At 35.6% G+C, this 8,806-nt stretch carries 7 protein-coding genes; 4 read left to right on the forward strand and 3 right to left on the reverse strand.

From position 1 onward, the window contains the following. Positions 1-746: 746 nt before the first annotated feature. The 3 genes from C9J34_RS19745 to C9J34_RS19755 all read left to right on the forward strand — a co-directional run bounded on the left by C9J34_RS19745 (position 747) and on the right by C9J34_RS19755 (position 2,512). Entirely contained in the window at positions 747-923 is a 177-nt protein-coding gene (locus C9J34_RS19745) for a YkvS family protein (RefSeq protein WP_066169499.1), read from the forward strand. A 228-nt stretch (positions 924-1,151) separates the two neighbouring features. Further along, positions 1,152-1,763, forward strand: coding sequence for a CPBP family intramembrane glutamic endopeptidase (locus tag C9J34_RS19750; protein ID WP_107841891.1), 612 nt, complete (start codon positions 1,152-1,154; stop codon positions 1,761-1,763). A 65-nt stretch (positions 1,764-1,828) separates the two neighbouring features. Further along, complete coding sequence (locus tag C9J34_RS19755) at positions 1,829-2,512, forward strand: putative periplasmic lipoprotein (RefSeq protein ID WP_107841892.1); 684 nt, start codon at positions 1,829-1,831, stop codon at positions 2,510-2,512. A gap of 88 nt (positions 2,513-2,600) precedes the next feature. On the opposite strand, the gene C9J34_RS19760 is transcribed toward C9J34_RS19755, so the two are convergent. Together C9J34_RS19760 and C9J34_RS19765 are read right to left on the reverse strand one after the other, a co-directional pair. Further along, positions 2,601-3,047, reverse strand: a complete 447-nt coding sequence (locus C9J34_RS19760) for a MarR family winged helix-turn-helix transcriptional regulator (protein ID WP_107841893.1) — start codon at positions 3,045-3,047, stop codon at positions 2,601-2,603. A 568-nt stretch (positions 3,048-3,615) separates the two neighbouring features. Next, a complete protein-coding gene (locus C9J34_RS19765) occupies positions 3,616-5,034 on the reverse strand; it encodes an ATP-binding protein (RefSeq protein WP_107841894.1) in 1,419 nt (472 codons plus the stop codon). A 350-nt stretch (positions 5,035-5,384) separates the two neighbouring features. Here C9J34_RS19765 and C9J34_RS19770 point away from each other — a divergent pair, with 350 nt between their 5' ends. Next, positions 5,385-7,124, forward strand: a complete 1,740-nt coding sequence (locus C9J34_RS19770) for a B12-binding domain-containing radical SAM protein (protein ID WP_107841895.1) — start codon at positions 5,385-5,387, stop codon at positions 7,122-7,124. 162 nt (positions 7,125-7,286) lie between these two features. Here C9J34_RS19770 and C9J34_RS19775 read toward each other — a convergent pair whose 3' ends face one another. Then, positions 7,287-8,636, reverse strand: a complete 1,350-nt coding sequence (locus C9J34_RS19775; RefSeq protein WP_107841896.1) for a TrkH family potassium uptake protein — start codon at positions 8,634-8,636, stop codon at positions 7,287-7,289. Between the last annotated feature and the right edge of the window lie 170 nt (positions 8,637-8,806).

The following is an 8,806-nucleotide window of genomic DNA, read 5'->3' on the forward strand; positions in this document are numbered from 1 at the left end:
AGAGAATACCTAAGAATTCGTTGATTTCCGTTGCGGGTGGACGCTTTCCGCGGGTGCGGCTTCAACTAATTTATTTCGGCGAATGCCGAAATAAATGGATTTTCATCTCGCACTCTTTCCGCTGGAGTCGCCACCCTCCACTTCAATCAACGAGTGTGCGTCTAATAAAAATCGTTTCTCCTAAAAACACGCCTATTAATAGACAATATTTACATAATCAATATGCCTGTTTTAATGTCTCTTATAATCAATTATGCCCCAAAAATCTAGATTCGAGCACCTTCTCATATAATATATTTTCAGATTTTTATCGAATTTTACTTTGAATTCAAAATGACCATATTTTATTATACAATATTTGGTTTGAAAATACATCTCCAATTAACACATTTAGTAGAATAATACAAACATTGCCCCGTATAATTGATTTATATCCCCTTAATATGTTATTCTTAACAACAGTTATGGTAATGACGTTAACCTTGGTTCAGTCAAAGCTCCCTCCCTTTATAGAGAAGAGGAAGATCTGCTTTTCCCTATTTTAATAGGGATTCAAACACCATCTGAACCAAGATTAAAGCCCCGGCGGATGTCACGGATTTTGAAGGTGAGGCCTGCACATTGCGGGTCCGTTAACCGTTGGCGCATATTGTGACGCTTTTAGGCTAACTTCTGCGAAGACCGAGCTCGAAAAAATCCAGACGCAATTACGCTGAGGCGCAATTCATTAAAGGAGTTGACTGCCTGTGAAAATTGCCGAAGTTGGAAATATTATCGAATTTAAAGATGGCTTACAAGGTATTGTTGAAAAGGTAAATGAGAATTCTGTTATTGTTGACTTAACCATTATGGAGAATTTCACGGACCTAGAAATAGAAGAAAAAACAGTCGTTAACCATAAACGTTATAAAATTTTATCTTGATTTAGCAACAATCACAATGCATATTTTTTACCACCTTTTTAAAAATTATGCTATTCTAAATGCCACAAAATTTGCTAGATAGGTTCATCATAAGCCTCATTAGTATTATAATATGGCATTCCTTACAATTATTATACGATCTTGTTTAGAAAAACATCCTTTCATCACAAAATTGATGATGAAAGGGTGTTTTTTTGTTAGTATTACGTTAGGAGGCTGATTCATTTTATGAAATTAATTAAACAAGCTCCAGTACTGTTGCTTTCGTTAATTTTCATGTATGCAATGCTGTTTTATACATTTTCTGAAAAAACGATTTTTTGGTATTTATATACATTCACTTTATTAGTCGGTATCGCCATTTCACTCGTAACAGAAAAATTTGAAGATAGCTTACCTACATGGCAATATTTAATATTCGGTATTGGTTATGGGACAATCACATACGGTATAATTAAACTAGGCTATTTAATACTACCGTTTATCAGTCCAAATGCCCCACAACAGATTGCAAGCTTTTTAGCAAAATATGGCCCGTCCACTGTTTGGCATTACTTGCTTCTTATTTTTATTATCGTTGTAGGAGAAGAAATGTTTTGGCGTGGTTTTGTTCAGCAGCAATTAAAACGCTTTGTTAAAAGTAGCTATGCGATTATTATTACAGCCGTTCTCTTTTCGATTTCAGTCGCTATTAGCGGCTTTATACCAGGCGTAATGGCAGCATTTGTTTCAGGGCTTTTATGGGGAGCTCTCTATGAGTGGAAAAAAAGTTTACCGCTAATCATTGTCTCTCATGTTGTCTTTGTTTTATTATTATTTTTAGTTTTACCGCTCACATAATTACTTTTTTGCAGGAAACTTATTTTAATTAGGCACGTCCTTATATTCGTAAGGAGGAATGTTAAATGAAAAAATATTTATTAATTTTCTCTATTTTAACTGCTCTATTTTTAGCAGCATGTAGTACGGAATCACAAACTGAGGAACCAATACCAAATGAAGATTCAAATGATACTACAACTGAAGAACCTAACAACGAAGAGGAATTAGGTGAAGATAACGCAGTAGAAGAAGATAAAGAAGAAAATACAGACGAAACAACAACAGAGGAAAATCCAACGAACGATGTACATTCAATTACGTATAAATCAAATAATCAGGAAGTAAAAGGCTCTACTATTATTACAAAAAGCCCCCAGCAAGATTACCACATAAACTTAATGGATGGCTTTACGCTTACTGCCGAAGAGCCTGGTCGTGATGTTGTGATGGCCGATATCAATCCAGATGTATCAATGCGTATTGAAGCATTTCCAAAAGCGGATGCTGTGTTTGAAGAATTGCTAACAAACACGAGTGATACAGTAGATGCAATCGCTTCTGAGGAAGGCTATAGCGAGTATGATTTAGCATCTATTCAATTAGATGAGCACATTACAAATATGCACACATTTTACGTAGAATATGAAGGTGAGACAGTCATAACACTTTTATACGAAAGACCAGATAAATTTATTCGCTTAACTATTTTTGATAATGACATTGATTTAAAAGACGCGCTTGTGCAAATGGGTTTAACAATTGAGTAATTAAAAGGCTGTAGGAAAAGCTTACTTTTCCTACAGCCTTTTTCATACAAAAAAGCTTGCCTTCAACATTCCATGAAAACCTGCTCTTTTAATACGATAAATCCTTCACAGATAAACCTAATTTTTTCAGTAGCTCAATTGCCTGATCTTTTTCCTCTGGAGTTAATGCACTTAATAACTCATGTAAATTTGTTTCATGTTCAGGAAATAACTCCGCCATAAACTGAGCACCTGCGTCGGTAATTTCTGCATATGTCACACGGCGATCTTCTGGACAAGATACACGCGACAAATAACCTCTTTTTTCAAGCTTATCCACTACATAAGTAATTGAGCCACTTGCTAATAATATTTTATTCCCAATATGCTGTAACGGTTGTCTTCCTTTATGATAGAGAAGCTCTAATACAGCAAATTCAGTTGGGTTCAATCCATTTTTTTGAAAAAAATGATTTGTTGTTTCATTAATTGCTTTATATGCGCGCGACAGTACGATAAATAGCTTTAATGATTGTTTAATTTCTTCTGAAGCCATACAATCCATCCTTATCTAAGATCAATTATGCCCCAGCTAACTCTTGTCCAGATTTCTTCGGGGCGCAGCCTAAAATCATCACTTCATACGCTAACGGTTAACGGACCCGCAATGTGCAGGTCTCCCTTCAAAACTTGGAACATTCGTCGGAGGCTTTATCTTGATTCAGCAATATTTTAGGTTTCTCTCTAAAAAAGAAAGCTTTACATTAGCTGAATCAGGATAACTTATCTACAAAGCATTATAGCTATTGCGTGAAGGTCTTGTCCAACTTTTTCATTTTATTTACTATATTTTTCACAAGACATATCAATTATGCCTCTGCTAACTCTCGTCCGGCTTTTTCGAACTTGTTTCTAGTAGAAGTGCGTCATAACACGCACCGATGGTTAACAGGCCTGCATCATCTGTGATATCTGACGGAGGCTTTGTGGAGACATGACGTTGGTCACTCAACCATTACCACAGGCTCTTTCTTAGCGAGTTTGGACACCTGCTGCATCATGATAAAAAGCTATGGTAAAATCAGACGAATATCTGACTATACCATAGCTTCACTCTAATATTCTCAAGTCAGACTTACAGATTCATGCAATGAAATATTCATTAAATATTTATACGAATCGACAGGAATTGTAAATGTAAATTCTGTACCTACTCCTTCTTTGCTCCAAACCTTCACATCGCCACCGTGTTCCTCAATAACTTTTTTAACAAGAGGTAAGCCAAGACCAGAGCCCTGCTTCTTTGTTGTAAAGAAAGGTGTGAATAAGCCTTGCATTGTTTCTTCGTTCATACCATAACCTTCATCTTTAATTGTTAATTCAATATTGCCATCCATATTATAGCCTAGTGCAATTGTTATTGTTCCTCCTAATGGCATCACTTCAATCGCATTTTTAATAACATTGATTAACAACTGTTTTAAGCGTACTACATTCCCTTGCATCTTAAATTCATCTGCGAGAGAATATTCAAGCATTAGTAAAATATTATTTTGAATTGCTTGTGGCTGCATAAGATCCACAATTTGTTTGATAATCTCTACAAAAGAAATTTCCTCCATTGCGTATCTTGGTGGCTTCGATAAATATAAGAAGTCCTCTAAAATAAGCTCTAAACGCTCAAATTCAGCGTCAATTATTGAAAAATATTGCTGGCCATCATCACTCATATTCAACTTTAATAAATCTAAAAAACCTTTTAAAGAAGTCATTGGATTTCTTATTTCATGCACAATCGTTGCAACAAGCTCATTTAAATTAGACAAAACCTTGTCTTCCTTAGCATCTGTAACATTTCTTTCAACAGTTACATCTTTCAATAGTGTCACAACCAAGTTATCAGCGTTTATCGCAATTGCTGTCATTTCATAAATTATTGTTTCACCAGCAATCTGATATTTAAAATCAACCGTACTGATTGAGCGCTCGTCAAGCTTTTGAATATGCTTAAAAATTTGTTCTTGTGAAAAGTCTAAATCGTACAATAGTTGTTCGTATGTTCGCTGCATTACTTGTTCACTTTTGTGTCTTAAAATGTTTGAAGCGCCCTCTGTAATATCTATAATATAACCATGCTTGTCCGACAAAATAGCATCATAACATGCACAATCTATAATAGAGCATAGAACATCTGTATTGACTAACTTGTCCTCATTGTAATTTGGAGTTATCCATACGATAATAGATTGTTCCGCTTTCAAATAACAGCCAAATACACTAGTAGAAATTGGACTATTTTCTACAATAATATTTACATTGCAAAACGCTATTCCTGAATACTTCGCTTCTTTCATAAAAGCATCCCATTTTTCACTGGACATCTCATCAAGCATCAGCTGCTCTATTACCAAGTGATTCCGACCTAATAACTGCGCTGCTTCTTGATTCATTTTTTGAATTTGACCTGATTCGTGCATGACAACAATTGACTCTGTGCATTCATCAAAGAGTCTATCAAGCTTGGAAATATCAATATAACTCAAGGAAAACGAACCTCCTATTGTAAAGTAATCGCGTTATCAATTAGTATGCTATTTATATCCTATTAACTATATTACATTTTTATTACCTAATATTCTATATTTTCCGAAAAATTATTTAGCAATAAAGACGTTTTATCTTGATTTCGTATAAAATTTCTGCTTTTATCGGTGGCAAAAGTGCTTGATTCATTTTTTTCAACGGATATTTGATAGTGTCATCCTGTTGACCCACCCAAAGCACATGTCGTGACAGTCTCGACAAAACGATGATTTCATTGATGCGAATATTTAGTAAGTTGTCCCCTTTTCGCTACACTGCTACAATAATAATTAGAAAGAGGAGAGAAATTATGAAAATTGTATTAGCTACATTAAACGCCAAATATATTCACACAAATTTAGCAATTCGCTATTTAAAAGCAAGTGCCTATCCTGAGTTTATACCAGAGCTTGCTGAATATACAATTAAAGACCCTGCATTTAATATTGTATCTGACTTATTTCAAAAGCAGCCAGATGTTGTAGGATTTAGCTGTTACATTTGGAATATCGAGGAAACATTGCATGTTATCAAAATGCTAAAAACAGTCTTGCCAAACACAAAAATTATTTTAGGTGGCCCTGAAGTATCATATGACGTACACCATTGGTTAAAAAATCATACGGAAATTGATTTTATCGTCATGGGAGAAGGTGAAACTTCCTTTAAGGAATTAATGCATTATTGCAATGGGGATATGCCTTTAGAAGATGTGCGAGGCATTTGCTATTTAGTTGAAGGTAAAGTAAAAATTCATGCACAGCCACCCAAAATTGATTTGCGCGAGCTTGCAACACCATTCCGCTTTGAGGAGGATCTACCTCATCTTGGCAAGCGCATCCAGTATATCGAAACGAGCCGTGGCTGTCCCTTCCAATGTCAATTTTGCTTATCAAGCATCGAAGTAGGGGTACGTTATTTTAGCCGTGAAAAAATAAAAGAGGATATTCGCTTTTTAATGGATAACGGGGCAAGAACAATTAAATTTGTCGACCGTACATTTAATATTAGCCGTAGCTACGCGATGGAAATGTTCCAGTTTTTAATTGATGAACATAAACCAGGCGTTGTCTTCCAATTCGAAATTACCGCAGATATTATGCGCCCAGAAGTCATCCAATTTTTAAATGACAATGCTCCTAAAGGTTTGTTCCGCTTTGAAATCGGTGTACAATCAACAAATGATTTAACAAATGAGCTTGTGAAGCGTCGTCAAAACTTTGAAAAATTAAAGCGCACTGTCACAATGGTGAAAGATGGTGGAAAAATCGACCAGCATTTAGATTTAATCGCTGGTTTACCAGAAGAAGACTACGCTTCATTCCGCGATACATTCAACGATGTATTTGCAATGCGTCCCGAGGAATTACAGCTGGGCTTTTTAAAGCTATTACGTGGGACAGGCTTACGTTTAGAAGCCAAAAAATATGGCTACACATATGTCGATATTTCACCATACGAAATTTTCTCAAATAATGTATTAACATTTGACGATATTGTTCGTATTAAACATGCGGAAGATGTGCTTGAGAAATATTGGAATGCACATCGTATGGATTACACGATTGAATACTTAGTAACAGAGGTATTCGAAACACCATTCGATTTTTTCCAAAGCTTCGGAACTTTTTGGGAAACACGCGGCTGGTCACGTATCGGACATCAGCTTGAAGATTTATTCCAGCGTTTACTTGAATTTTTACAAACGGTATCAAACGTCGATTTAGCTGTTGTACAAAATATTATGCAGCTTGATTATTTACAGGCGCAACAATTCCAACCGCGCAAAATTTGGTGGAAAGAACGTGCAGATCAACAGCAGCAAAAAAATATTTACACATTGTTGCGCCAAAACCCAGCTATCGCTGGAGAAGAGTTTGTCGCAATGGACATTACAGAGCGTGATTTATTCAAGCATTCGCTCATTATTCCAACGACGATATCTTATAATGACTTCATCAATGGACAAATTAAAAAACATCAAGGCTATTTATTCACTTATTTCCGACAAGGACAACAGCCTTATTTTGCGGATATTAAGGCAAATTGAGCGCACATACTTTCTAGTTCAAATGTAATGATTCGCCCAACGGATGCTGAAAATCGCCCAACCAAACTAAAAAAGGCGTATCTGAAAAAGTTTTTTCAGATACGCCTTTCCCCACTTACTAAGCGAAAGATATTTTTACGTTTTCAGCAAGCTTTTTGCGATTTACCCAATAATGACACGCTCCTTAGGATAATGATATTTCAATTTTTTCCTATTGCCACCTAACGTATATAAAAATGAAATAATCCCAACACGTCCAATGAACATTAACACCATAATGACAATTTTTCCGAATGTCGATAAATCACTTGTAATGCCGAGTGACATCCCACATGTTCCGAACGCTGATGTAATTTCAAATATAAGCTGTGTCGCTGTTGCATGTGGCTCTGAAATTAAAAGCATGATTGTCGCTAAAAATACCATAAATAACGCTAATGTAATAACAACGAACGAGCGGAACACATCAATCATATGAATTTCGCGTCCAAATATTTGAATCTCTTCACGCCCCATCGCATACGTAATTAAAAATAAAATCGCTATCGCAAATGTTGTCGTGCGAATTCCTCCACCAACTGAACTAGGCGATGCACCGATAAACATTAAAAAGCTCATAAACATATCTGTGGCCTCACCAAATGTTTGTACATCGTAAGTCGTTAAGCCTGCTGAGCGTGTCGAGACGGAATGATACATTGCCGAAAATAGCGCCTCATGCCATGACATCCCTTTAAATGAATGAAAGCTTTCAAGCGCTAAAATACCTAATGAACCGACAATAAACAATACACCATATGTTGCCGTTGTGATTTTTGTAAATAGGCTAAAGCGAAAGGTTGGGTCTTTTTTCGTTAAAAATAGCTTTAATTCAATTAATACAGGGAAGCCGATTGCCCCAAGCATAATCAATAACATCGTCACAAATTGCACGAAATAATCTAAATGGAATGGCTGTAAGCTCATACCTGTAATGTCAAAGCCACCATTTGTTGTTGCAGAAATCGCTGTAAAAATTCCATTTGTTAAAGCTTCCTGCCACGTGTCAAAATAACGTTTAAAATGCAATGTTAAAATAACTGCACCAGTAGCTTCAATGAAAAATAATAGCTTAACGATTTCACGAATTAATTGGACTACACCTGACAGTTTATATTGATTATGGTCAATCATAATCAACTGTCTTTCCCGCATCCCAATATGCTTACCAACAAGCAACCAAATAAACGTTCCAAGTGACATAATGCCAATCGCACCTAGTTGTAAAATAAACAACAGCATAATAAGTCCAAATGTCGTATAGGTGTCCGATATATCAAAAACAGTTAAACCTGTCACACTCACTGCACTAACCGCTGTAAATAATGTATCTAAATAAGCAACTTCAACACCCTCTCGATGCACCCATGGAAGTCGCAACAACAAAAACGATGTCGCAATCGCTATGAAATAATAAGAGACAAGTAATTGGAATGGCGTAACTACTCTTAATTGCTTCTTTTTCTTTTTCATCCAAATGCCCTTTCCTTCTTTAGGTAGTCATTAGTATAGACAATGTTCAGAAAAAAGAAAAGAGCTATATGATAGAATGTTTCAGGATATTTCACAAATGACAAAATAGATTATATATGGTAAAATAGTTTAAATTATATATTTATAAGTATTATGTAGATATACTATTC

This window comes from Metasolibacillus meyeri (assembly GCF_003049505.1).
In the GTDB taxonomy this organism is placed as follows: Bacteria; Bacillota; Bacilli; order Bacillales_A; family Planococcaceae; genus Metasolibacillus; species Metasolibacillus meyeri.